Source organism: Actinosynnema sp. NPDC037264, from assembly GCF_055603705.1.
Window position 1 is genome coordinate 1 of the sequence record NZ_JBVJVK010000033.1, and the last position, 21,682, is coordinate 21,682.

A 21,682-nucleotide genomic window follows, 5' to 3' on the forward strand; every position below is an offset into this window, starting at 1 on the left:
GCGACCTCGACGCGGCGATGCGGCTCGCGGACCAGGTGATCTCCGGCGGCGACGTCGAGCACCGCGGCGCGGCGGCGGAGGTGGCCGCGATCGCGCTGGCGCACCGGGGCCAGCTGGCCCGCGGCACGGAGCTGCACCGGTGGTCGCCGAGCTCGACGTCCTCGGCGTTCGCGGTCATCGGCCAGGTCGGCACGGGACGGCTGCCGACCGAGCCGCTGCCCGTCGCGCCGCCGACCATGCTCGACGGCGGCGCTTCCCTGATGGCGCAAGGCGTGGTGGAGTCGGTGACGTCGTCCGCGACCACGGCACTGTCCACTTTGGTGCGTGCGGCCGGGTTGCTCGAACCGGCCGGGCGGGCCGTGCTGCTGCCGGACACGCCCGCCGCGCTGGCCGCGCTGGTGGCGCTGCACAGCGGCGAGCCGGGCGTCGCGGAATCGGTGCTGGACCGGGCGATGGCGACGTCGTCGGGCGGCGCGCTGATGGTCGTGCGGCACCGGTTGCTGCGGGCGTGGATCGCGATGCAGCGCGGCAACCTCGCGCAGGCCAGGGAAGCGCTGGTGGCGCTGCGGAAGGTCGGCCGCCCGCTGGAACCGCGGGACTGGCTGTTCGCGGTGGCGCTGGAGATCGGCGTCGCGCGGCGCAACAGCGACCTGGCGACGTTGAAGCGGACGTGGGAGCAGGCGCACGAGGCGGTGCTGAGGCACCCCGTGGACCTGTTCACGTTCCTGCCGCTCGGCGAGTTCGCCACCGCCGCCGCGCGGCTGCGCGACCAGCACCGGCTCGCGCCGCACCTCACCGCCGCGCGGGAGGTGTTGCGGGACTTGGGTGAGCCGAGCCTCTGGGCCGTGCCGCTGCACTGGAGCGCGCTGCACGCGGCGATCATCGCCGAGGAGACGTCCGTCGCCGAGGAGCACGCGGCGTCACTGGCCGCGTGCCGGGACCGCAGCCGGTACGCCGGGATCGTGTCGGCGGCGGCGGAGAGCTGGCTCGACGTGGTGGCGGGCAAGGTGGACGCCGACCAGGTCGAGGAGTCCGCGCGCGGCCTGCAGGCCGTCGGCCAGTGGTGGGACGCGGCCAGGCTCGCCGGCCAGGCCGCGATCAGGACGTCGGACCGCCAGGCGATGGTGCGGCTCCTGGACTGCGCGCGACTGCTCCAGGGGCGCACCGCCACGACCGCGCGCAAGCAGCCCGAACCGGCGGTGGAGGCCGACGCGGGCAAGCTCAGCGACCGCGAGCGCGAGGTGGCCGAGCTGGTCGTCGGCGGGCTGACCTACAAGCAGGTCGGCGACCGCCTGTTCATCTCGGCGAAGACGGTCGAGCACCACGTGGCGCGCATCCGCCAGCGGCTGGGCTGCACCAGCCGGGCGGAGCTGCTGGACCAGCTCCGCCAGATCGTCGGCTGATCGCACCCGACCTGACCTGCGGTTTCCACGCGACCGCGCACGATCTTGCTCAGCCGTGCTAACTTTTGCTCATGCGAGCAAAGTCCGTGACCGAGCAGGCACGACGGGCGCAGATCGTCGCCGCGGCGATCGAGGCGCTGGCCGAGCTCGGCTACGGGGCGACCTCGTTCAAGCAGATCGCCGCCCGCGCGGGCCTGAGCAGCACGGGCCTGATCTCGTACCACTTCAAGGGCAAGCAGGAACTGGTGGACGAGGTCTACGCGCAGGTCAGGCGGACGTTCGCCGCGTTCGTGCTGGAGCGGATGGACCACAGCGCCACCGCGGCCGGCGAGCTGCGGGCGTTCCTGAGCGCCAACCTGCGGTTCATGCGCGCCCACCGGGCCCACATGGTGGCGTTGGCACAGGTCCGCCCGCACGTGTCCGAGGTGGACACCGCCGACGACGACCACCGCGCGATGGCCGACCTGCTCCGGGAGGGGCAGCGGCGCGGCGAGTTCCGCGGGTTCGACGCGGACACCATGGCGATCTTCGTCCTGGCCCTGCGCAACGGGGTGCTGGCCAGGGCGGCCGATCACCCGGAGGTCGACCTCGACCTCTGCGAACGCGAGCTCGTCACCGCGGTGGAGCTCGCCACCACGAGGGGGTGACCCATGCGTCGGGGGACGCGAGCACTGATCACGGCGACGACCGCCCTGGTCGTGACGGCATGCGGGGGGAACGACGTGGGACCACGCGACATCGCGAAGGTGGAGAACGGCGAGGTGCGCGGCGTCGCGCACGCCGACCACACCGTCTTCCAAGGCATCCCGTACGCGGCGCCGCCGAAGGGCGAGCTGCGCTGGCGGTCGCCGCGGCCGGCGGCGGACTGGGACGGGACCAGGGACGCCACCGAGCCGGGCAACCCGTGCCCGCAGGTCGGCTCGTCCTACTCGGACACCAAGGCGACCGACGAGGACTGCCTGTTCCTCAACGTCACCACGCCGTCCACCACGGGCCGCAGGCCGGTCATGGTCTGGGTGCACGGCGACGGCGCGATCGGCGCGGGCCACCACTTCGACGCCGCCGCGCTGGCCACCAAGGGCGACGTGGTGGTCGTGACGCTCAACTACCGGCTCGGCGTGTTCGGCGGCTTCGGCCTGCCGGGCCTGGCGGGCTCCGGCGCGTTCGGCCTGCAGGACCAGCGCGCCGCGCTGGAGTGGGTCAGGCGCAACGTCGCGGGCTTCGGCGGCGACCCGGGCAACGTCACGCTGTTCGGCGTCTCCTACGGCGCGTCGGCCACCGCCGCGCACCTGATCTCGCCGAAGTCGCGCGGCCTGTTCCACAAGGCGATCATGCACAGCGGGTTCGCGCTGGTCGACCTGCCCGCGGAGGCGTGGTACCCGGACCTGGGCGCGCTGCCGTGGCTGGCCTGGCGGGACACGGCCGAGATCGAGGGCATCGGGCAGGGGGTCGCCGCCGAGCTCGGCTGCGCGGACGTCGACTGCCTGCGCGGCCTGCCCGCCGAGCGGCTGCTGGACCACCCGCAGGTGATGAACATCTTCCAGCCCTTCGGGTACGGCAACGAGGACCTGCCGGCGCTGCCCGTCGAGGCGTTCGCCGCCGGCGACATCGCGAAGGTGCCCGTGCTGGCCGGCAACACGCGGCACGAGCACCGCGGCATCGTGGAGATCTTCCGCGGCCCGGTCGCGGCCGAGGACTACCCGCGGCTGCTCGCGGCGGCGTTCGGCGACCGCGCGGCCGAGGTGGAGCGGGAGTACCCGTTGAGCGCGTTCGAGAGCCCGAGCCGGGCGTGGGCGGCGGTGCTGACCGACCGCGTGTGGGCGCGACCGACGTTCCGGCAGCACGAGCTGCTGTCCGCGCACACGCCCACGTTCGCGTTCGAGTTCGCCGACCCGGCGGCCTCCGAGCAGGGCGCGAGCCACAGCACCGACATCGGCTACCTGTTCCCGGAGGAGGAGTTGGCGGGTCCCCGGCGCGACCTGTCGGACGCGATGATCCGGTACTGGACGGAGTTCGCCCGCACCGGTGACCCGAACGGCGACGGCGCGCACGGCCTGCCGCACTGGCCCGCGTTCACCGAGGGGCGGCACGTGCAGTCGCTCGTGCCGGACGCGATCACCGGTGTGGACTACCGGGCCGAGCACCGGCTGGACTTCTGGGAGGACGAGTAGGGGACCGCCGGACCGGAGACCGCCACGAGGGGAGGCGGCCTCCGGTCCGGGGTGCGGACGGGGGGGAAGGTCAGTCGCGCTTGCCCGCGTGCAGCAGGACGAGGCCGAGCGCGGCGATCACGAAGTTCTGGAACGCGGCCGACAACCCGTTCCAGTCCTTGGACTGCCACATCACGAACCACTCGCCGCCGATCGCGATGAAACCGCCACCGAACAGCAGCGCCTGCATCACCCAGCCCGTGGACGACAGCCGGCGCGCCACCTCCTCGCGGCGGCGCAGCCAGGCCACCAGGCCGGCCAGCAGCACCAGCGCGGTGACCGCCTCCCAGGTGATGATCAGCACGTACGCCGCGGTCACGACGGTCGGGTTCGTGATCGCGCGCCACGTCGTGGTGGGCGAGCCGAACGTGGTGTCCATCGCGAACACGTGCTGGACGAACGCGTGGTTGGTCTCGTAGTCGGTGATGTTCCCGAACACCACCAGACCCATGTAGAGCGCGGTGATCCCGGTCAGCGCGGTGATCGCCGCCTTCAGGCTCCCCACCCCGGCAAGTAAACGCATGATCTGTAGAACGTAGTCACGATCGACCGGAAGTCCATGAGCGGATTTCACTTCCACCGGCCCGCGCCGGGTCCGCGCCGGGCCCGGGAGCACGTCGAACCGGCAGGTCGGCGCGGGTGGTCGCCCGGGAGGGAACGCCCACGTCCCGGATGCGGTCTGGACCACTCGGAGGTTCGGGGTGGACGTCGCTCAGGGGCAGGGCGGCTCGTACTCCAGCTGCGGCAGGTGCTCGGCCCACCGCTCCTCCGGCAGCACGCCCTTGGTCTTGAGGCAGAGCCGCCCGATCACGTGCGGCAGGTCGAGGTCCCACACCCGGACCGTGCTGTCGGAGCTGGTGGACGCGAGCCGGCGGCCGTCCGGGCTGAACACGACGTCCCGCAACCCGCCGTCGTGCCCGGTCAGCACCTGGCCGACGGGGACGGGCCGCTGGAGGTCGTGCACGTCCCACAGCCGGATCGTGCGGTCCTCGGCGCCGCTGGCCAGGGTCCGCCCGTCCGGGCTGAACGCCACGGTCACCACCGCCTCGACGTGACCGGTCAGCGGCTGGCCGAGCTGCTTGACCCGGTTGGGCACGGTCAGGTCCCACAGCCGGACCGTGCCGTCGTCGCTCGCGGTGGCCAGGGTCCGGCCGTCCGGGCTGATGTCGCCCGCGCGCACCGCCAGGCTGTGCCCGCTCAGCGGGTGCCCGATCGGCTGGGCGGTGGCCGGGTCGGTCACGTCCCACAGCCGCACGGTCTTGTCCGCGCTCGCCGTGATCAGCGTCTTGCCGTCCGGCGTGAACCCGACGTAGTGCACGTACCCGCCGTGGCCGACGAGCGCGCCTCCCAGCGGCTTCGGGTGCTCCGGGTCGCCGAGGTCCCACAGCTGCACGGAGCTGTCGTCGGAACCGGTGACGAGGACCTTCGCGTCGGGTCGGAACGCCACCGGCGAGCTGTAGCGGGTGCCCACCCCGATCGGCTCGCCGAGCGGTCTGGGGTCGTGCGGGTCGGTGAGGTCCCACAGCCGCACGGTCTTGTCGCTCACGCTGGCCAGCGTCCGGCCGTCCTCGCTCAACGCCAGCGACCACACGCCACCGCCGTGCGAGAGCACGGTCGGCGACGTCGGCCGGCGCGGGTCGCTGGTGTCCCACACCCGGATCGTCCCGTCCTCGCTGGCCGACAGCAGGTGGTGGTCGTCGGGGGTGAAGCGGGGCCCGATGGTGCGCGCCGAGTGCCCGATGAGCACGCTGTGCGGCAGGGACCACAGCCGCACCACCGAGTCGTGGCTGCCGGTGGCCAGGGTGCGGCCGTCCGGGCTGAACGACACCGCGTAGACGATGCCGTTGCGGCCGGTCATCGGCCGGCCGAGGGTGGTGGCGTGCGCCGGGTCGGTGATGTTCCACAGCCGCGTCGTGCCGTCCGCGCCGGACGCCGCGAGCACCCGGCCGTCCGGGCTGAACGCCACCGACCACACGCCCTCGGCGTGGTCGGTCAGCGGCCGTCCCACCGGCCGCGGCGACGCCGGGGCCGCCACGTCGAACAGCTGCACGGTGTGGTCCTCGCTGCCGCCCGCCAGCAGGCGGCTGTCCGGGCTGAACGCCAGCGAGTGCACGGTGTTGTCGAACCCGGTGATCGGCTCGCCGACGCGCCGGGGGTCGCGGGGGTCGCGCACGTCGAACAGCACCACGGTCCCGTCGTCGCCGGCGGTGGCCAGCAGCGCGCCGTCCGGGCTGATCGCGACCGCGCGCACCTGGTCGGTGTGCGCGCGCAGCGGGTCGCCCAGCCGCCGCGGGTCGGTCGGGTGGCTCACGTCCCACAGCCGCGCCGTGTGGTCGGCGTTGGCGGTGACCAGCGTGCGGGAGTCCGGGGTGAACGCCACCAGGTAGATGGTGCCGTTGTCGCCGCGCAACGGCTCGCCGAGCGAGCGCGGGCGTTCCGGGTCGCTGACGTCCCACAGCCGCACGGTGGTGTCGTCGCCCGCCGTGGCCAGCGTCCTGCCGTCCGGGCTGAACACCGCCGAGGTGACCCAGCCGCGGTGCCCGGGCAGCGGCGAGCCGAGCGGCTTGGGGTCGTCCGGGTCGCGCAGGTCCCACAGCCGCACGGTCTGGTCGAAGCTCGCGGTGGCCAGGAACTTCCCGTCCGGCGAGTAGGAGGTGAGGTACACCGGGCCGGTGTGCCCGATCAGCGGCACCGCCAGCGGCGTCGTCTGCGTGGACAGCAGCCGGGTCTGCACGTCCCGGTCGTCGGGCCGCATCCGGTGCGCCACCAGGGCCAGCTGCGCCGACAGCGACGGGTCGGACTCCTGCAACCGGTCCGCCTCGGCCACGACCTGGCGGAACACCGCGTCGTCGCGCTGCCGCACGGCCAGCACGGCGGCGGTCGCGGCGATGAGCGCGAGCACGGCCACGCAGGCCACGGCCGCCCGCCTGCCCCACGCGGCGCGCCTGCGGTACTGCATCGACACGGCGAGGAAGTCCTGGGCGGTGCCGGTCAGCCCTTCGGGGCCCGCCGCGTCCGCCCAGTGCCGCGCGGTCTCCAGCCGCGCGCCCCGGTAGAGCAGCGACGGGTCGCGGTCCTGGGCCGCCCACGTCGCCGCGTCCTCCTCCAGCCGCTGCCGCAGCAGCTGGCCCTCCCGGTCCTGGTCGATCCAGCTGCGCAGCCGGGGCCACGCCTGCAGCAGGGCCTCGTGCGTGATCTCCACGGAACCCGCGTCGAGCGTGACCAGCCGGGCCCGCGCCAGCACCTCCAGCGCCTCCTCGCCCGCGGCCCGGTTCGCGGCCTGCTCGACCAGCTCGTGCCGGGTCGAGCGGCGGCGGGTGTCCTGGGTGTCCTCGCCGACGCGCACCAACCGCAGCAACAACGGCCGCGCGGCCTGCTGCGCCTCCGGCGCGAGGTCGGCCCACGCCCGTTCCGCGGTGGCCGCGACCGCGCCCTGGATGCCGCCCGCCGAGCGGTAGCCGGAGATGGTCAGCTTGCCCGCGGCGCGGCGCTGCCAGGTGGCCAGCAGGGCGTGCGACAGCAGCGGCAACGCGCCCGCGTCGTACGCGCCCTGACCCGCCCGCGCCTGCGCGCGCCCGCTGCGCACGCCGAGGTCGCGCAGCATCAGCTCGATCAGCCCGGGCTCCAGTTGCAGGCCGGCCGCCTTCGCGGGCCGCGACACCGCCTCGCGCAGCTCCGCCGACGTCATCGGGCCGAGCACCATCTGCCGGTCCTGCAACGCGTCGGCCAGCTCCGGGAACGCCAGGCAGCGGCCGTAGAAGTCGGCCCGCACGCCGACCAGCACCAGCGCGGGCGGCGTGCCGCCGGGCGCCGCGGGCGTGCACGCCACGTGCAGCGCCTGGACGAACACCTGCAACCGGTTCTCGTCCGAGGACAGCGTGAACGCCTCCTCGAACTGGTCGACCACGACCACCACCCGCTCGCCGCCGTGCCGCGCCGCGTACGCCGCGAACGCCGCCCGGATCTGCGCGGCGAACCGCAGCACGCCCATCAGGGTCTGCCCGAGGAACGTGTCCGGACCGTGCCCGGAGGCCACCAGGTCCTGGTCCATCCCGTCCAGGGTGAGCGCCATGTCCAGGATCTCGGCCAATTCCGGGACCTGCCGGATCAATTCCTTCACCGGGTCCGCGCCGGGCGTTATGACGACCGACGGCCAATTCGTCGAGCCGGCCACGCCCAACGCGCCGGCACGAATGGACGGAATGACCCCGGCGCGCACCAGCGACGATTTTCCGGCACCCGAGGCGCCGACCAGCATCACGATTCCGCCGGTATCCGCGGCATTGCCCAACCGGGACACCAGCGCGGCCGTGCTGCGTTCCCGCCCGAAGAACCAACCGGAATCCTCGGGTTGGAACGCGGCCAATCCCCGATAAGGGCACACACCGATCTCGTCGGAGCTCGGCGGGTCCTCGTCGTCGGGCGAGGACACCGGGCTGGCCAGCGCCTCCTCCCACAGCGCGCGCCACGCGTCGAGGTCGTACAACCCGGCCACCGGCGGCTGCGGACGTGACTTCCTGGCCTCACCGATCAAAATTTCAAGTACTACCGAGAGTGCCGAGAACCGGGCGGGCACGTTGCGGCCACGACGCCAGTCGCTGACCCGTTGCGCGGTCGCCCGGATCGGTCTGCCGCGCTCGTCGGCGCGCCGCGCGCGGCCGACCGACTCGGTCACCTTCTTCAGAGGTGGATCGCCCGCCTCCGCGTAGAGCAGTGCGAACCGCTCCGCGAACACGGCACGGGGACCTGACCCCTGACCGGAACCAGCCATCCGCGGCGTGCCTCCTAGAGGTCCGGTGTTCCGGACCGGAAAACCGGGTGTGAGCGCGTGAACAGGCCGTTTGTCGACCGGTGGTGCTCTTCTCGGTCCACCCTAACGACTTGCGCTGACAAGCTGAGCGGGACGTTCCGGTGACGTCGACAAGTTGTGCGAAGGGACCGGTCAAAGTGGTTTCGCAGGCAACTACCGCGAGTGGCGGCTCGATCGTCGCTGAGGGGTCCTGGGGGTCTTCTCAGCGATGCGCGCCGAACCGACCCGCTCGGTGGAACGGCGCGGCGACCTGCCGCGCCGACCGGAGTTGACCCGGTGCGGACCACCCGTCAGCCGGTCACGGCCCGTGAGGACCGGGGAGTCCCCGGTGAAGCACGGGTCTGCCCGATCCTGAGGACGGTGCTCGACGCGCACGGCCGCGACGGGGCCGAGGTGAGGCTGGACCTGCTGGCCCGCCTCGCCGCCCCGGCGCACAGCTAGTCGGTGTCCGGCCGAAGGGCGTCGCCGCCCTCCGGGAGCGCCGCACAGCGCGGTGCGGCGCGACCGGCCCGGCGGCGTTTTCCACCATGTCGCATTTCCGCCGGCCACGGGCCCCCGCTTTGACCGATGCTGGTGTCGTGCACGAAGACGCGGAACGTTGTGTCCGGGCCGTGCGGTCGAAAGACGCCCGGTTCGACGGGTGGTTCTTCACCGCGGTCCTGACCACCCGGATCTATTGTCGGCCGAGTTGTCCGGTGGCGCCGCCCAAGGTCGAGAACATGCGGTTCTACCCGAGCGCGGCGGCGGCGCAACAAGCGGGATTCCGGGCGTGCAAGAGGTGCCGGCCCGACGCGTCGCCCGGTTCGCCGTTGTGGAACCACCGCGCCGACTCGGTGGCGAAGGCGATGCGGTTGATCGCCGACGGCGTGGTGGACCGGGAAGGCGTGCCCGGCCTCGCCGTCCGCCTCGGCTACAGCGTGCGGCAGGTCGAGCGGCTGCTGCTGGCCGAGCTCGGCGCGGGGCCGTTGGCGCTGGCCAGGGCGCAACGCGCGCAGACCGCCCGGCTGCTCATCGAGACGACCGCGCTGCCGATGGCTGAGGTCGCGCCGGCGGCCGGGTTCGCCAGCGTGCGCGCGTTCAACGAGACGGTGCGCGAGGTGTTCGCGCTGTCGCCGACCGACCTGCGCACCCGCAGGCGGCCCCCCGCGCCCGACACGCCGGGCGTGCTGTCGCTGCGGCTGCCGTTCCGCGCGCCGCTGCGGCCGGACAACCTGTTCGGCCACCTCGCCGCGACCGCCGTGCCGGGGGTGGAGGAGTGGCGCGACGGCGCGTACCGGCGGACGCTGCGGCTGCCGCGCGGCCACGGCGTGGTGTCGTTGACGCCGCAGGAGGACCACGTGGCGTGCAAGCTGGCGCTGAGCGACCTGCGCGACCTGTCGATCGCCATCGCCCGGTGCCGCCGGATGCTCGACCTCGACGCCGACCCGGTCGCGGTGGACGAGCAGCTGCGCTCGGACCCGCTGCTCGCGCCCGTGGTCGACGCGGGCCCGGGACGGCGCGTGCCGGGCACCGTCGACGCCGCCGAGTTCGCGGTGCGCGCCGTGCTCGGGCAGCAGGTGTCCACGGCCGCCGCCCGCACGCACGCCGGTCGGCTGGTGCGCGCGGCGGGCGACCCGATCGCGGACGGCGGGCTGACGCACCTGTTCCCGACGCCGGAGGCGCTGGCGGCGTTGGACCCCGCCGTGCTGGCCGTGCCGCAGGCGCGCCGGACCGCGTTCCGCGCGCTGGTCGAGGCGCTGTCCGGCGGCGCGATCGACCTCGGCGTCGGCGCGGACTGGGCGAAGGCCCGCGCGGACCTGCTGGCGCTGCCCGGGTTCGGGCCGTGGACGGTCGAGGTGATCGCGATGCGGGCGCTCGGCGACCCGGACGCGTTCACCCCGACCGACCTGGGCATCCGCGTCGCCGCCCGTGCCCTCGGCCTGCCCGACACCCCCGCCGCCCTCGTGCGGCGAGCCCAGGCGTGGCGCCCTTGGCGCGCCTACGCCGTCCAGTACCTCTGGGCCACCGGTGACCACGCGGTCAACCGGCTGCCCGCCTGAAAGGACCTCGCACCGATGAGCCACACCACCGTCGACAGCCCCGTCGGACCGCTCACACTGGTCGCGCACGGCGACGTGCTGTCGGGCCTGTACATGACCGGGCAGCGATACCGGCCGGCGGACGACGCGTTCGGCCCGGAGGACCCCTCGCCCTTCGGGGACGTGGTCGTGCAGCTGGCCGAGTACTTCGCCGGCACGCGCACGGCGTTCGACCTGCCGTTGGACCCGATCGGGACGCCGTTCCAGCGGACCGTGTGGCGGGCGTTGGCCGAGATCCCGTACGGCGAGACCGTGACGTACGGGGAACTGGCCCAGCGGCTCGGCCGGCCGTCGGCCGCGCGGGCGGTCGGGCTGGCCAACGGCCGCAACCCGATCGGGATCATCGTGCCGTGCCACCGGGTGGTCGGCGCGAACGGCGACCTCACCGGGTACGGCGGCGGGCTGGAGCGCAAGCGGCAGCTGCTCGACTTCGAGCAGGGCTCAGACGACTACCGGCTGCCGATCTGACCTGTCCGCGCGGCGGGCGCGGCGCTTGCGGGCGTCGCCCCGCTCCAGCCACCACTCGGCCACCAGCAGCGGGATCACCCAGCCGAGCCACGCGGCCATCCCGGAGATCGCCTGCAGCAGGGCCACCTCGCTGCCGCCGAACGTCGTGTCGAGCTGTGGCGAGAGCGTGATCGTCGCGACGACCCCCCAGATCCGGTTGGTCATGATCGACGCGGTGAGCGCGAAGCTGCGGATCATCCACCGGCGGTGGTCGACGAACCGGCGTTGCCGGGCCATCCGGAACCCCACCGCGGTGAACACCAGCCACAGCGAGCCCATCAGCACGTTGCCCGCCTGGTTGAGCGGCCCGAACGGCGACACCGCGCCGATGGCCAGCGCCGTCACCCCGGCCGGCAGCACCCCGCCGAGCACGTAGACCCGGCCGACCCGCCGGTGCGCCACCGGGTACCGCTGCCGGAACCAGGGCCAGACCTGCACCACGCAGGTCAGGATCGCCACGGACCCGAACACCACGTGCGCCACCAGCACCGGGAAGTGCCACGGGTGCGCGGGCGGCTCCGGCACCCGTGACAACGCCGGGTCCAACGTCAAGTACGGCGGCAACGAGAACGCCACGAACACCAACACCAAGAACGCGAACGGCGCCACCCAAGGCCGCCGGAACCACTTCGTCTTCCCCATGCCCCCACCCTCCCCACCACCGCGCACCACCCCCGCACCAACCGCGCACCACCACCCCTCCCACCGGAACCGACAAGAGAAGTTGTCTTGACAGAAGAAGTTGTCGGTGAGAGGGTTGGCCCATGCTTGACGTGGCAGTGATCGAGGACCCGGCGACGGCCGAGGTCTCGTTGGACCCGGTGCGGGCGAGGTTGTTGGCCGAGTTGGCCGAGCCGAGCTCGGCGACCATGCTGGCGGCGAGGATCGGCCTGCCCCGCCAGAAGGTCAACTACCACCTGCGCACCCTGGAGCAGCACGGGCTGGTGGAGCTGGCCGAGGAACGCCGCAAGGGCAACATGACCGAACGGGTCATGCGCGCCACCGCCGCGTCCTACGTCATCTCGCCCACGGCGCTCGCCGCCGTCCAACCCGACCCGGAACGCGCGCCCGACCGCCTGTCGGCCCGCTGGCTCCTGGCCGTCGCCGCGCGGCTGGTCCGCGACGTCGGCAACCTCCTCACCGGCGCCGCCAAGGCCGACAAGAAGGTCGCCACCTTCGCGCTGGACGGCGAGGTCCGCTTCGCCACCGCCGCCGACCGCGCGGCGTTCGCCGAGGAGCTGGCCACCGCCGTCACGACCCTGGTCGCCAAGTACCACGACGAAGCCGCCACCGGCGGACGCCCGCACCGCGTCGTCGTCGCGGTCCACCCCAGCATCCCGAAGGAGTGACAATGGGTCACGCGTTCGAAGGCGTCAACGAGGTCGAGCTGGACGGCGTCACGCCGGAGCAGGTCTGGGAGGCCATCGCCACCGGTCCCGGCATCGACTCCTGGTTCATGGGCGCCAACGAGGTCGAGCCGGGCGAGGTCGTCCGGCAGGCGTTCGGCGGGTACGAGCCGACCCACCGGATCACCGCCTGGGAACCCGGCAAGCACCTCGCCTACGGCGGCGACCCGGCCCCGGACGGCCGGTTCATGGCCTACGAGTTCCTGGTCGAGGGCCGCGAGCGGGGCAGCACGGTCCTGCGCATGGTCGCGAGCGGTTTCCTGCCCGGCGACGACTGGGAGGACGAGTTCGAGGCCATGACGGCGGGCGGCGAGATGTTCTGGCAGACCCTCGTCACCTACCTCCGCCACTTCGCCGGGCGCACCGCCCGACCCGTCACGGTCATGGGGCCGCCCGTCGCGGACTGGCCCGCGATGTGGCCCCGCCTCGGCCGCAAGCTCGGCCTCGACGGCGCGCCGAAGACCGGGGACCGCGTCGACCTGGACGACGGCGTCGTCTACTTCGCGAACTCCCAGACCGTCGGCATCCGCACGGAGCACGCGATGTACCGCTTCTTCCAGGGACACCCCGGCGCCCTGATCGCCATGCACCACGTGTTCGCCGACGACCACCGCGACGAGCGGACCTGGTCGACCTGGATGGGAGACCTGGCATGACCACCCTGCGGCACAACGACACCAGCACCGGCGCCGGCGCCCGCACCGGCGCCCGCACCCAGACCACCAGGCTCCTGCTCGGCTGCGGCGTCCTGGCCGGCCCGCTCTACCTCGTCACCGGCTTCGCCCAGGCGTTCACCCGCGAGGGCTTCGACCCGACCCGCCACCCGTTCAGCTTCCTCTCCCTGGGCGAGGGCGGTTGGCTCCAGATCGCGAACTTCGTCCTCACCGGGCTGCTGTTCCTGGCCGCCGCGGTCGGCGCGCACCGCACGGGCGCGGTCGGCCGGTGGGCGCCGGTCCTCATCGGGGTCTTCGCGGTCGGCATGGTCGGCGGCGGCGTGTTCGTGGCCGACCCGGCGTTCGGCTTCCCGGCCGGCGCGCCGGAAGGCCAGGCGGCGGCGCTCTCGTGGCACGGCGTGCTGCACGGCGTGGCGTTCTTCCTCGCGTTCCCCGCGCTGGTCGCGTCGTTCTTCGTGCTGGCGCGGAAGCTCACCGGGCCGTGGGCGCGGGCGAGCGTGGTCGCGGGTGTGCTGTCGCTCGCGCCGATGCCCTTCCTGGGCACGGGGTTCGGCACGGTCCTGCTGTACGGCGGCGCCGTGGTGGGTTGGTTGTGGGCGTCCGCCGTCGCGGCGAAGCTGCGCTCCGGGATCTGAGGGGACGGGCACATCATGGGACAGGTCGTTTCGAAGGACGGCACCGCGATCGCCTTCACGCGCATCGGGTCCGGGCCGGCGTTGATCATCGTGGACGGCGCGCTGTGCTACCGGGCCTTCGGCCCCTCGACGGCGTTGGCCGAGGCGTTGTCCGAGCACTTCACCGTCTACACCTACGACCGCCGCGGCCGGGGCGAGAGCGGCGGCGGCACCGCGCCGCACGAGGTCGGGCGCGAGGTCGAGGACATCGCCGCGCTGATCGAGGAGGCGGGCGGGTCGGCGCACCTGTTCGGCATGTCCTCCGGCGGCACTCTGGTCGCCGAGGCCGCGCACCGGGGCGTCGCCGCCGAGCGGATCGCGATCTACGAGTCGCCGATGATCGTCGACGGCACGCACGAGCCGATGCCCGAAGACCTGCCGGCCCGCGTGGCTCGCGCGGTCGCGGAAGGGCGCCGGGGCGACGCGGTCACGCTGTTCATGCGGTACGTCGGCACACCGGGCCTCGTCGTCGCGGTCCTCCGGCTCATGCCACCGTGGAAGAAGCTCAAGGGCGTCGCGCACACGTTGCCGAACGACTTCGCGCTGGTCGGCGAGTTCCAGCGGGGGACGCCGCCGCCCGCCGACCGGTGGTCGCGCGCGGACGCGCCCGCGCTGGTGATCGCCGGTGGCAAGAGCCCGGAGTACATGCGCAACGCGCAGCGGCACCTGGCGTCGGCGCTGCCGCACGGCGAGCTGACCGTCCTGCCGGGACAGACCCACATGGTCAAGCCCAAGGCGACGGTCCCGGCACTCGTCGACTTCTTCCACCGCGGCGAGGGCTGAGCGGGCGCGCGGAACCTGGTGGTGGGCGAGGACTTCCTCGTCCACCACCGTCGCGCGCGACGGCTTCAGGGCTTGCGGCCCACCGCGCCCGCGATGCAGTAGCTCACCGAGTCGAGCTCCTTGAGCCGCGGCCCGTCCGGCCACCAGTCCGCGCAGATCACCAGCCCCGGCTCGACCAGCTCCAAGCCGTGGAACAGCTCGTGCATCTCACGCCTGGTGATGAACCGCCCGCTGCCCATCGGCGAGTGCAGGAACGTCTCCTCCATGCGCCGTGCGATGGCGGAGTGCTCCTCGGTCTCCGGGTCGAGGAAGTGGGAGATCGCCACGTACGAGCCGGACGGCAGCGCGTCGATGTACTCGGCCATGATCTCGGCCGACGTCGGCGCGTCGCCGTTGTAGTGGTGCAGCGTGCCCATCTGGAACAGCGCGAGCGGCTCGGTGAAGTCGATGTGCTTGCGCACGACCTCGTCGTTGAGGATCTCGCGAGGCTTGAAGATGTCGGCGGCCGAGAAGTGCGTCCGGTCGTTCTCCTCGAGCAGCGCGCGGCCGTGCGCCAGTACCACCGGGTCGTTGTCGACGTACACGACTCGGGCATCCGGGTTGACCCGCTGGGCCACTTGGTGGGTGTTCTCCGCGGTCGGCAGACCGGACCCGCAGTCGAGGAACTGGTTGATGCCCGTCTGGCTCGCGACGAACCGGGTGGCGCGGATCAGGAAGCTGCGGTTGTCCACCGCGAGGGTGGCCGCCTCGGGCGCGATCTGCTGCACGCGACGCAGCACCTCGCGGTCGATCTCGTAGTTGTCCTTGCCGTTGAGGAACGCGTCGTAGACCCTGGCGATGCTGGCCTTGGTGGTGTCGATGTAGACGGGGGCGGCGGCGTCCGAGGACGTACCCGGCATTGTGGTGACCTCGCATTACGGGGGTGGGAGTGATGTTGTGTGCACCGCGTCACAGTCCGGTCAGCGTAAGGGTATGGGCTCAACGCGCGAGTGAGCCTCGTGCATCTGACCGGGCAAGATCATGGGTGTACGTTCAGTGACGATGCGAGTAGGCCCTCCTCGGGCGCAACCGCTGTTCGGGTGGGACGGGCACGACGGGCGGGAGGATCGGCTATGGCGGCGGACGAATCCACGCCGGAGCGGGACAGCGGTCCCACCGCGCTGCGCATCGTGCTCGGCGCCCAGCTGCGCCGCCTGCGCGAGGCGTCGGAGATCACCCGGGCGGACGCGGGCTACGCCATCCGCGGCTCGGAGTCGAAGATCAGCCGGATGGAGCTCGGGCGTGTCGGGCTGAAAGAGCGCGACGTGAACGACCTGCTGACCATGTACGGGGTCGACGACGCGGGCGAGCGGGCGAAGTTCCTCGACATGGTCCGCCGGTCCAACTCGCCGGGCTGGTGGCACCGCTACACCGACCTGATGCCCGACTGGTTCCACGACTTCGTCGGCCTGGAGGAGGCGGCGTCGCGGATCCTGATCTACGAGACGCAGTTCGTGCCCGGCCTGTTGCAGACCGAGGACTACGCGATGGCCATCGCGAGCCACGGCCGGCCGGAGCTGGTGACGCCCGACGTGCGGCGGCGGGTGTCGTTGCGGATGCAGCGGCAGAGGATCCTGTCCCGGCCGGGCGCCCCGAGGGTGTGGGCGGTGATCGACGAATCGGTGCTCTACCGGGCGATCGGTGGCCGCGAAGTCCTGATCAATCAGCTCGACCACTTGCTCAGCGTGACCAAAGACGGGCCCGTCACTCTGCAGGTAGTGCCATTTCCCTTGGCCGGTTACGCGGCGAAGGGTCCCTTCGCGATGTTGCGGTTCGGCGAGCCCGACCTGCCGGACATCGTGTACCTCGAACACCTCGCCGGTGCCCTCTACCTGGACAAACTCGAAGAGCTGGAGATCTACAGCCGGGTCTTCGACCGCCTCACGGTGGACGCCGAGACGCCGGACCGGAGTCGACAAATGCTCGCAAAACGGCGAGCTGAGCTTTAGTTGTCGTCCGACCGGGTGGGATTCACGCTCTGCATCTGCACGTGCATTTACCCGTGCACCGGCCGGTGCTACGGTCCGTGCACAACCGGATGCACGTGCAGATGCATCTCTGGCTCGGAAGGTGAGTCGATGGCCACCAAGGTTCACAACGGCATGTCCGCGGCCGACCTGAACGGCGTCACGTGGACCAAGAGCTCCTACAGCGACGCGATCGGCAACTGCGTCGAGTTCGCCGTGGTCGACGGCGGCGAGATCGCGATGCGCAACTCCCGGTTCCCCGAAGGCCCCGCGCTCGTCTACACGCGAGCGGAGATGGCCGCGTTCGTGGCCGGGGCCCGGGACGGGGAGTTCGATGACCTCGTCGACTGACCACCCCTCGCGGACGACGTTCCAGCTTCGCGAGTTGATCGCGCGGGGGTTCCAGTTCCTCCACCCTCGCGACGCCAGGGGAGAACTGGCGGCGGTGGTGGGGGTGCGGGCGCACGACGCGGTGATCGACGTCGTGCGACTGCACAACGAGGACGACGCGGTGGCGATGCGGATGCCCGCCGACGAGGTGAACGTCCTGTCGCCGAGCCGTTTCTCGTGGCGCCGTCGCGGTCCGGCCACGCACGTGCTCGAAGAGCTGCTCGACCTGCCCGACGAGGACGAGCGGACCGCGTGAAGGCTTCCCGTCCACATCCGCGGTGGTGGACGGGACGAGAGGGGAGAGCCCTCTCACCGGCGAACCTGACCTGGAGACGCAGCGGGAGTCGACTCCGCGCCGGACAAGGCGTCGACACCACGCTCGGAGCGCAACTCCGTGTTCGTCGCGGTCGGTGCGGAGGCCGAGGTCGGCTTCGGCCTCCGCACTGGCCACTCCCCGGGCGGGGGTGGCGGTTCACGGGCGGCGCAGGCCGCTCAGCACCACGTCCAGGCCGCGGCGGAACTCGATGTCCGGCGGGATCACCCGGGCGGTGCCCGCGGTCTCGGCCAGGAGCGGGTACTCCTCGCCCATCCGGGACATCGCGTCGGTGCCCAGGCCCGACAGCGGGCTGCGGTGCTCGGTCTCGGTCGCGCCGATGAGGTAGCTCAGCAGCGCGCGCAGGGCGAAGACCCGCTGCTCCCCGGTGAACCCGGCCTCGGTCAGCACCACCAGCACGGCCTCCGCCCAGCGCAGCAGGCTCGGGCACCGGTGGCGGTGCGCCATCGTGAGCGGCACGGCGTTGGGGTGGGGGGGGGGGGGGGGGGGGGGAGGGGGGCGGGGGGGGGGGGGGGGGGGGGCTCCCCCCCCCCCCCCCGGACCCGTTCGACCAGGACCGCGAGCTGCTTGTCCCACAACGCCTTCGGCGGCACGGTGTCCACTCCGGACATCGCCTGCTCGACCGCGAGCGCTTCCAGCTCGTCGCGGTCGGCGACGTACCGGTACAGCGACATCGTGCCCATGCCGAGCTCGGCGGCGACGGCGCGCATCGACAACGCCGCCAGCCCGTCCCGGTCCAGGACGGCGAGCGTGGCGGCGGCGAGCGCGGATCTGGTCAACGACTTGGGGCGGGGCATCGCCTTGACAGCGTACAAGTTACGCGCATAACTTGCGTAGGCGTACACCGCACGCTTACGTCGAGGGGGATGCCGTGAAGGTCAGCGCACGTGAGTGGGAAGCCGTGCTCGGTGGCACGGTGCGGGTGCCCGACCCGCGCAACCTGGTCCACCTGCAGTTCCGCCGCTTCGCCGGCTGCCCGGTGTGCAACCTGCACCTGCGGTCGATCGTCCAGCGGCACGACGAGATCACCGCGCACGGCGTCACCGAGGTGGTCGTGTTCCACTCCTCGGCGGCCGAGCTGCGCCCGCACGCCGCGGACCTGCCGTTCGCCGTGGTCGGCGACCCGGAGAAGCGGCTGTACGTGGAGTTCGGCGTGGAGTCCGCGCCGCGCTCGGTGCTCGACCCGCGCGCGTGGGGCGCGATCGTGCGCGGCGTCGTGCGCGACCTCGGCCCGGTGCTGCGCGGTCGGCGCCCGCTGCCCAAGCCGGAGGGCGGGCGGCTCGGCCTGCCCGCCGACTTCCTCATCGCGCCGGACGGCGAGGTCGTCGCGGAGAAGCGTGGACAACACGCGTACGACCAGTGGTCGGTGGACGAACTGCTCACCCATGCACAGGCTCTGACCAGCAAGAACTGAGTTGTCCACAGGGTTGTCCCCAGTTGTGGACGGATCGAACACGCGTTCGATCAACGACGAGGCCCCGCCCGTCGGCCAGGGCGGGGCCTCGTCGGACCAGGGCTCAGCGCGACGGGTCGCGGTTGAACAGGACCCGGGCCCTCGCGTACCCGACGGCGCTGAGGACGAGGCACCAGCCGACCGCCCAGTACCCGCTGTCGCCGATCGGCGTGCCGATGAGCAGCCCGCGCAGGGTGTCGGTGATCGGCGTGAACGGCTGGTGCTCGGCGAACCACGCCAGCCCGCTCGACATCGAGTCGGTCGGCACGAACGCGCTGCTGACGAACGGCAGGAACTGCAGCGGCAGCGCGGAGCTGTTGGCGCCGGCCACCGTCTTCGCGCCCATGCCGAACGCGATGCCCAGCCAGGTGAACGCGAACGCGATGAGCACCAGCAGCCCGGCCGCGGCGAGCCAGCCGGCGAGGCCCGCCGACGGGCGGAACCCGTTGAGCAGGGCCACCCCCACCACCAGCGCCAGGCTGAGGACGGTGTTGAGCAGGCTGCTCAGCGCCTGCCCGGTCAGCACCGAGTAGCGGGAGATCGCCATGGTGCGGAACCGGGCGATGATGCCCTCGCCCATGTCGGTGTTGATGTTCACCGACGTCCACGCGGCGCCGGCGCCGACGGCCATCACCAGGATGCCGGGCACCAGGTAGTCGACGTAGGACGCGCCGCCGGCGATCGTGGTGTCGAGCGAGCCGCCGAAGACGTGCACGAACAGCAGCATCATCACCACCGGCATGCCGATCGTGCCGATCGACATCATCGGGAAGCGCTGCATGTGCCGCAGGTTGCGGCGCAGCATGGTGGTGGTGTCGCGGATGGCCATGGTGCTCATCGCAGCACGGTCCTCTCGGTGGTCAGGGCGAAGAAGACGTCGTCGAGGTCCGGCGTGTGCACGGACAGGTCCTGCACGTCGACCGCGGCGTCGTCGAGCCGGTCGAGCAGGGCCCGCAACTGGTGCACGCCACCGTCGCCGGGCACGTCGAGGGTCAGGCCCTCGTCGTCGCGGGTGGCGTCGCCGATCGCCTTGGCGGCGAGGTCGAGCGTGTGCGCGTCGGCGAAGCGCAGCCGCACGTGCCCGCCCGGGATCAGCCGCTTCAGCTCGGCCGCGGTGCCCTCGGCGACGAGCCGGCCGCCGTTGAGCACGGCGATCCGGTTGGCGAGCTCGTCGGCCTCCTCCAGGTACTGGGTGGTGAGGAAGATCGTGACGCCGTCGGCGACCAGGCCGCGGATGACCTGCCACATGGCGTGCCTGCTGCGCGGGTCGAGGCCGGTGGTCGGCTCGTCGAGGAAGATCAGCTTTGGCCCGCCGACCAGCGTCATCGCCAGGTCGAGGCGTCGGCGCATGCCGCCGGAGTAGGTGGAGACGGGCTTCTTCGCCGCCTCGAGGAGGTCGAACTGCTCCAGCAGCCGGGCGGTGCGGCGTCGTCCGTCCCGGCGGTCCAGGTGGGCGAGGTCCGCCATGAGCCGGAGGTTCTCCTCGCCGGTGAGCAGGTTGTCCACGGCGGAGAACTGGCCGGTGACGCCGATGGCCTCGCGGACGCCGGCCGGGTCGCGGGCGAGGTCGTGGCCCGCGACCTCCGCCCGGCCGCCGTCGGCGGTGATGAGGGTCGACAGGATCTGCACGGTCGTGGTCTTGCCCGCGCCGTTGGGCCCGAGCAGGGCGAACACCGTGCCCGGCTCGACCCGCAGGTCGAGGCCGTCGAGCACGACGTGGTCGCCGTAGGACTTGCGCAGACCGGTGGCGGTGATCGCCATGGTCGTCTCCTTCTAGTCGGTGAGCAGCGGCAGGGACCGCACGCCGGTGAGGTTCGGCGACGGCATGAACGTCGGCCGCCGGTCGGGGTCCGTGCGCAGCTTCGGGAAGCGGTCGAGCAGGACGTCCAGCGCGAGCCGCCCCTCCAGCCGCGCCAGCGGCGCGCCGAGGCAGAAGTGCACGCCGCGGCCGAAGCCCAGGTGGGGGTTGGGGTAGCGGGTGACGTCGAGGACGTCGGGGTTCGCGAACTGGCGCGCGTCCCGGTTGGCCGCGCCGACCCACAGCATCAGCAGCTGGTCGGCGGGGATCTCGACGCCGCCGAGCGTCTCGGGCTTGTTCGTGACCCGGGCGAGCACCGCGAACGGGGTGAGGAACCTCAGCGACTCCTCGATCGCGGCCGGGATCAGCGCGCGGTCCCGGCGGACCTCCTCGAACTGGTCCGGGTGCGCGTCGAGGGCCAGCACGGTGTTGCCGAGCAGCATCGTGGTGGTGATGTGGCCCGCCACCAGCAGGACGGCCGCGAAGTTCACCACCTGCGCGTCGGTCAGGCGCTCACCGTCCACTTCGGCCTGGACGAGGTCGTTGAGCAGGCCGGGGCGCGGCGAGCGGCGGCACTGCGCGGCGTGCTCGCCCAGGTAGTCCATCAGCGGCCGGATGGCCTCCACGCTGTCGCGCAGCTCTTCGCGCTGCTTGGCCTGGTCGTCCTTGAGCGAGAACTGGTTGGTGCTCTCGAACATCTTGTCGACCCACACCTTGAACAGGTCGCGGTCGCTGCTCGGCACGCCGAGCAGTTCGGCGATCACGATCACCGGCAGCGGGTAGGCGAGGTCGCGGACCAGCTCGAAGTCGTCGCCGCTGACGTCGTCGAGCAGTTCGCCGGTGAGCTCGGTGATGCGCGGTTCGAGGTCGGCGACGACCTTCGGCGTGAACGCGTGGCTGACCAGGCGGCGCAGTTGGCGGTGCTCCGGCGGGTCGATCTGGATGATGTTGCCCTCGGTCAGCGACGCGTCGTCCACCGGGAACAGCCGCGTGGTGTCGGACGAGAACCGGGCCCAGTCGCCGAGGACCTCGACGGACTCGGGGTGGCCGTAGACGTTCCAGAAGCCGAGCTGCTCGTCGTACTCGACCGCGTGCTCGGGTCGTTCTCCGCGCAGCCAGAACTGCTGCGGGTTGGTGTCCCACATTGTCGTTGTCC

At 72.5% G+C, this 21,682-nt stretch carries 23 protein-coding genes; 14 read left to right on the forward strand and 9 right to left on the reverse strand.

Annotated features, from left to right (window positions below):
- The 3 genes from ACZ7GX_RS29030 to ACZ7GX_RS29040 form a co-directional block, all read left to right on the forward strand.
- Nucleotides 1-1,403, forward strand: a 1,403-nt coding sequence (locus tag ACZ7GX_RS29030) for a helix-turn-helix transcriptional regulator (RefSeq protein ID WP_498781202.1), incomplete at its 5' end; no start/stop codon positions are given.
- 71 nt (nt 1,404-1,474) lie between these two features.
- Nucleotides 1,475-2,050 (forward strand): TetR/AcrR family transcriptional regulator, encoded by a 576-nt coding sequence (locus ACZ7GX_RS29035; RefSeq protein ID WP_498781203.1) that lies wholly within the window; start codon nt 1,475-1,477, stop codon nt 2,048-2,050.
- Between the two features lie 75 nt (nt 2,051-2,125).
- A complete protein-coding gene (locus tag ACZ7GX_RS29040; RefSeq protein WP_498781204.1) occupies nt 2,126-3,574 on the forward strand; it encodes a carboxylesterase/lipase family protein in 1,449 nt (482 codons plus the stop codon).
- Between the two features lie 70 nt (nt 3,575-3,644).
- Here ACZ7GX_RS29040 and ACZ7GX_RS29045 read toward each other — a convergent pair whose 3' ends face one another.
- Together ACZ7GX_RS29045 and ACZ7GX_RS29050 are read right to left on the reverse strand one after the other, a co-directional pair.
- Nucleotides 3,645-4,118, reverse strand: coding sequence for a DUF2165 domain-containing protein (locus tag ACZ7GX_RS29045; RefSeq protein WP_498781206.1), 474 nt, complete (start codon nt 4,116-4,118; stop codon nt 3,645-3,647).
- 207 nt (nt 4,119-4,325) lie between these two features.
- Nucleotides 4,326-8,348 carry an nSTAND1 domain-containing NTPase gene (locus tag ACZ7GX_RS29050; RefSeq protein WP_498781208.1) on the reverse strand — a complete coding sequence of 1,341 codons (4,023 nt, stop codon included), beginning with the start codon at nt 8,346-8,348 and terminating at the stop codon, nt 4,326-4,328.
- A 351-nt stretch (nt 8,349-8,699) separates the two neighbouring features.
- On the opposite strand from ACZ7GX_RS29050, the gene ACZ7GX_RS29055 reads away from it, so the two are divergent.
- The 3 genes from ACZ7GX_RS29055 (at nt 8,700) to ACZ7GX_RS29065 (ending at nt 10,969) form a co-directional block, all read left to right on the forward strand.
- Nucleotides 8,700-8,864 carry a hypothetical protein gene (locus tag ACZ7GX_RS29055; protein WP_498781210.1) on the forward strand — a complete coding sequence of 55 codons (165 nt, stop codon included), beginning with the start codon at nt 8,700-8,702 and terminating at the stop codon, nt 8,862-8,864.
- Between the two features lie 137 nt (nt 8,865-9,001).
- Entirely contained in the window at nt 9,002-10,462 is a 1,461-nt protein-coding gene (locus ACZ7GX_RS29060; protein WP_498781212.1) for an AlkA N-terminal domain-containing protein, read from the forward strand.
- A 15-nt stretch (nt 10,463-10,477) separates the two neighbouring features.
- Nucleotides 10,478-10,969, forward strand: coding sequence for a methylated-DNA--[protein]-cysteine S-methyltransferase (locus ACZ7GX_RS29065; RefSeq protein ID WP_498781213.1), 492 nt, complete (start codon nt 10,478-10,480; stop codon nt 10,967-10,969).
- On the opposite strand, the gene ACZ7GX_RS29070 is transcribed toward ACZ7GX_RS29065, so the two are convergent.
- Nucleotides 10,943-11,650 (reverse strand): DUF2306 domain-containing protein, encoded by a 708-nt coding sequence (locus ACZ7GX_RS29070; RefSeq protein ID WP_498781215.1) that lies wholly within the window; start codon nt 11,648-11,650, stop codon nt 10,943-10,945. The two genes, ACZ7GX_RS29065 and ACZ7GX_RS29070, sit on opposite strands and share 27 nt — an antisense overlap.
- Before the next feature lie 122 nt (nt 11,651-11,772).
- On the opposite strand from ACZ7GX_RS29070, the gene ACZ7GX_RS29075 reads away from it, so the two are divergent.
- Genes ACZ7GX_RS29075 through ACZ7GX_RS29090 form a run of 4 tightly spaced genes read left to right on the forward strand, consistent with a single transcriptional unit; the run spans nt 11,773 to nt 14,545 of the window.
- The gene (locus ACZ7GX_RS29075; protein WP_498781216.1) at nt 11,773-12,357 is read left to right on the forward strand and encodes an ArsR/SmtB family transcription factor; all 585 of its coding nucleotides are present in this window, start codon (nt 11,773-11,775) and stop codon (nt 12,355-12,357) included.
- Nucleotides 12,358-12,359: 2 nt separating this feature from the next.
- On the forward strand, nt 12,360-13,070 hold the full coding sequence (locus tag ACZ7GX_RS29080; RefSeq protein ID WP_498781218.1) for an SRPBCC family protein: 711 nt from the start codon (nt 12,360-12,362) through the stop codon (nt 13,068-13,070).
- On the forward strand, nt 13,067-13,723 hold the full coding sequence (locus tag ACZ7GX_RS29085; RefSeq protein ID WP_498781220.1) for a DUF998 domain-containing protein: 657 nt from the start codon (nt 13,067-13,069) through the stop codon (nt 13,721-13,723). The genes ACZ7GX_RS29080 and ACZ7GX_RS29085 overlap by 4 nt, the downstream gene beginning before the upstream one ends.
- 15 nt (nt 13,724-13,738) lie before the next feature.
- Nucleotides 13,739-14,545 (forward strand): alpha/beta fold hydrolase, encoded by an 807-nt coding sequence (locus ACZ7GX_RS29090; protein WP_498781221.1) that lies wholly within the window; start codon nt 13,739-13,741, stop codon nt 14,543-14,545.
- Nucleotides 14,546-14,610: 65 nt separating this feature from the next.
- Here the strand turns inward: ACZ7GX_RS29090 and ACZ7GX_RS29095 are convergent, their stop codons facing one another.
- Nucleotides 14,611-15,444: an SAM-dependent methyltransferase gene (locus tag ACZ7GX_RS29095; RefSeq protein WP_498781223.1), complete on the reverse strand. Its 834-nt coding sequence runs from the start codon at nt 15,442-15,444 to the stop codon at nt 14,611-14,613.
- Between the two features lie 213 nt (nt 15,445-15,657).
- Between ACZ7GX_RS29095 and ACZ7GX_RS29100 the strand changes: the two genes are divergently transcribed.
- The 3 genes from ACZ7GX_RS29100 to ACZ7GX_RS29110 all read left to right on the forward strand — a co-directional run bounded on the left by ACZ7GX_RS29100 (nt 15,658) and on the right by ACZ7GX_RS29110 (nt 17,197).
- Entirely contained in the window at nt 15,658-16,533 is an 876-nt protein-coding gene (locus ACZ7GX_RS29100; RefSeq protein WP_498781225.1) for a Sco1979 family transcriptional regulator, read from the forward strand.
- Nucleotides 16,534-16,662: 129 nt separating this feature from the next.
- Nucleotides 16,663-16,902 (forward strand): DUF397 domain-containing protein, encoded by a 240-nt coding sequence (locus tag ACZ7GX_RS29105; protein WP_498781227.1) that lies wholly within the window; start codon nt 16,663-16,665, stop codon nt 16,900-16,902.
- Nucleotides 16,886-17,197 carry a hypothetical protein gene (locus tag ACZ7GX_RS29110; RefSeq protein ID WP_230569898.1) on the forward strand — a complete coding sequence of 104 codons (312 nt, stop codon included), beginning with the start codon at nt 16,886-16,888 and terminating at the stop codon, nt 17,195-17,197. Before ACZ7GX_RS29105 ends, ACZ7GX_RS29110 begins: the two co-directional genes overlap by 17 nt.
- Before the next feature lie 216 nt (nt 17,198-17,413).
- Here the strand turns inward: ACZ7GX_RS29110 and ACZ7GX_RS29115 are convergent, their stop codons facing one another.
- The gene (locus ACZ7GX_RS29115) at nt 17,414-17,734 is read right to left on the reverse strand and encodes a TetR/AcrR family transcriptional regulator C-terminal domain-containing protein (protein ID WP_498781229.1); all 321 of its coding nucleotides are present in this window, start codon (nt 17,732-17,734) and stop codon (nt 17,414-17,416) included.
- Nucleotides 17,659-18,072, reverse strand: a complete 414-nt coding sequence (locus tag ACZ7GX_RS29120) for a TetR/AcrR family transcriptional regulator (RefSeq protein ID WP_498781230.1) — start codon at nt 18,070-18,072, stop codon at nt 17,659-17,661. Before ACZ7GX_RS29120 ends, ACZ7GX_RS29115 begins: the two co-directional genes overlap by 76 nt.
- 74 nt (nt 18,073-18,146) lie before the next feature.
- On the opposite strand from ACZ7GX_RS29120, the gene ACZ7GX_RS29125 reads away from it, so the two are divergent.
- Nucleotides 18,147-18,689, forward strand: a complete 543-nt coding sequence (locus ACZ7GX_RS29125; protein WP_498781232.1) for a peroxiredoxin-like family protein — start codon at nt 18,147-18,149, stop codon at nt 18,687-18,689.
- Between the two features lie 103 nt (nt 18,690-18,792).
- On the opposite strand, the gene ACZ7GX_RS29130 is transcribed toward ACZ7GX_RS29125, so the two are convergent.
- The 3 genes from ACZ7GX_RS29130 to ACZ7GX_RS29140 are packed head-to-tail and all read right to left on the reverse strand — an operon-like array spanning nt 18,793 to nt 21,671.
- A complete protein-coding gene (locus tag ACZ7GX_RS29130) occupies nt 18,793-19,566 on the reverse strand; it encodes an ABC transporter permease (protein WP_498781233.1) in 774 nt (257 codons plus the stop codon).
- Complete coding sequence (locus tag ACZ7GX_RS29135) at nt 19,563-20,489, reverse strand: ATP-binding cassette domain-containing protein (RefSeq protein ID WP_498781234.1); 927 nt, start codon at nt 20,487-20,489, stop codon at nt 19,563-19,565. Before ACZ7GX_RS29135 ends, ACZ7GX_RS29130 begins: the two co-directional genes overlap by 4 nt.
- 12 nt (nt 20,490-20,501) lie before the next feature.
- Nucleotides 20,502-21,671: a cytochrome P450 gene (locus ACZ7GX_RS29140; RefSeq protein ID WP_498781235.1), complete on the reverse strand. Its 1,170-nt coding sequence runs from the start codon at nt 21,669-21,671 to the stop codon at nt 20,502-20,504.
- Nucleotides 21,672-21,682 lie beyond the last annotated feature (11 nt).

What these genes read in the sequence shown, in the direction of transcription:
- ACZ7GX_RS29035 (WP_498781203.1), top strand. Translation starts at nt 1,475, where the DNA reads ATGCGAGCAAAGTCCGTGACCGAGCAGGCACGACGGGCGCAGATCGTC.
- ACZ7GX_RS29065 (WP_498781213.1), top strand. Translation starts at nt 10,478, where the DNA reads ATGAGCCACACCACCGTCGACAGCCCCGTCGGACCGCTCACACTGGTC.
- ACZ7GX_RS29070 (WP_498781215.1), bottom strand. Translation starts at nt 11,650, where the DNA reads ATGGGGAAGACGAAGTGGTTCCGGCGGCCTTGGGTGGCGCCGTTCGCG.
- ACZ7GX_RS29075 (WP_498781216.1), top strand. Translation starts at nt 11,773, where the DNA reads ATGCTTGACGTGGCAGTGATCGAGGACCCGGCGACGGCCGAGGTCTCG.
- ACZ7GX_RS29080 (WP_498781218.1), top strand. Translation starts at nt 12,360, where the DNA reads ATGGGTCACGCGTTCGAAGGCGTCAACGAGGTCGAGCTGGACGGCGTC.
- ACZ7GX_RS29085 (WP_498781220.1), top strand. Translation starts at nt 13,067, where the DNA reads ATGACCACCCTGCGGCACAACGACACCAGCACCGGCGCCGGCGCCCGC.
- ACZ7GX_RS29090 (WP_498781221.1), top strand. Translation starts at nt 13,739, where the DNA reads ATGGGACAGGTCGTTTCGAAGGACGGCACCGCGATCGCCTTCACGCGC.
- ACZ7GX_RS29095 (WP_498781223.1), bottom strand. Translation starts at nt 15,444, where the DNA reads ATGCCGGGTACGTCCTCGGACGCCGCCGCCCCCGTCTACATCGACACC.
- ACZ7GX_RS29100 (WP_498781225.1), top strand. Translation starts at nt 15,658, where the DNA reads ATGGCGGCGGACGAATCCACGCCGGAGCGGGACAGCGGTCCCACCGCG.
- ACZ7GX_RS29105 (WP_498781227.1), top strand. Translation starts at nt 16,663, where the DNA reads ATGGCCACCAAGGTTCACAACGGCATGTCCGCGGCCGACCTGAACGGC.
- ACZ7GX_RS29110 (WP_230569898.1), top strand. Translation starts at nt 16,886, where the DNA reads ATGACCTCGTCGACTGACCACCCCTCGCGGACGACGTTCCAGCTTCGC.
- ACZ7GX_RS29120 (WP_498781230.1), bottom strand. Translation starts at nt 18,072, where the DNA reads ATGCCCCGCCCCAAGTCGTTGACCAGATCCGCGCTCGCCGCCGCCACG.
- ACZ7GX_RS29130 (WP_498781233.1), bottom strand. Translation starts at nt 19,566, where the DNA reads ATGAGCACCATGGCCATCCGCGACACCACCACCATGCTGCGCCGCAAC.
- ACZ7GX_RS29135 (WP_498781234.1), bottom strand. Translation starts at nt 20,489, where the DNA reads ATGGCGATCACCGCCACCGGTCTGCGCAAGTCCTACGGCGACCACGTC.
- ACZ7GX_RS29140 (WP_498781235.1), bottom strand. Translation starts at nt 21,671, where the DNA reads ATGTGGGACACCAACCCGCAGCAGTTCTGGCTGCGCGGAGAACGACCC.